The 554-nt window shown below is 73.1% G+C and carries 1 protein-coding gene; it reads left to right on the top strand.

All coding sequences use genetic code 11. From position 1 onward, the window contains the following. A partial coding sequence (locus FV223_RS29555) for a helix-turn-helix transcriptional regulator (protein WP_147730107.1) occupies positions 1-405 on the top strand: 405 nt, incomplete at its 5' end. Between the last annotated feature and the right edge of the window lie 149 nt (positions 406-554).

Raw genomic sequence — 554 nt, 5'->3', positions numbered from 1 at the left:
GCCTCGAATGTCTCACGTCGCCGCCGCGTCGCTCACCCCAGATCCTGCAGGTGCCGCGCCGCGATCACCGAGGCGGCGCCCTTGAGCCTGCGCGACCGCGAGAGCCGCGCCCACGTCCTCAGCTTCATCGGCCGGACCGGCGACGAGATCCTGCTGCGCCTCTCGCGCGACGACACCGCCGCGGGCCTGGACCGCCTGCGCGATCGGCTTCGCGTCACCGGCCGCGAGGCGGAGGTGCTGCTCTGGCTCTCGCGCGGCAAGTCGAGCCGCGACATCGGCGAGATCCTGGGGCTGAGCCCGCGCACGGTGACGAAGCACCTGGAGGGCATCTACGCCAAGCTCGGCGTCGAGAACCGCACCGCCGCCTCGGTGATCGCGGCGCGGCACCTGCAGGATCTGGGGTGAGCGACGCGGCGGCGACGTGAGACATTCGAGGCAGCATCACCGCTTCGACGCGGCCGCCCGTCCCCGAACGCAAAGGAACAAGGCCACCTCCGTGAGCGCCCGCGCCTGCGCCGCGGGATCGGGTCGACCGTGCCGCGGGCGCTCACGGA

Source organism: Methylobacterium sp. WL116 (assembly GCF_008039455.1).
In the GTDB taxonomy this organism is placed as follows: domain Bacteria; phylum Pseudomonadota; class Alphaproteobacteria; order Rhizobiales; family Beijerinckiaceae; genus Methylobacterium.
The sequence above is the reverse complement of the archived record's forward strand: the minus strand, read 5'-3'. Positions and strand labels throughout refer to the sequence as shown.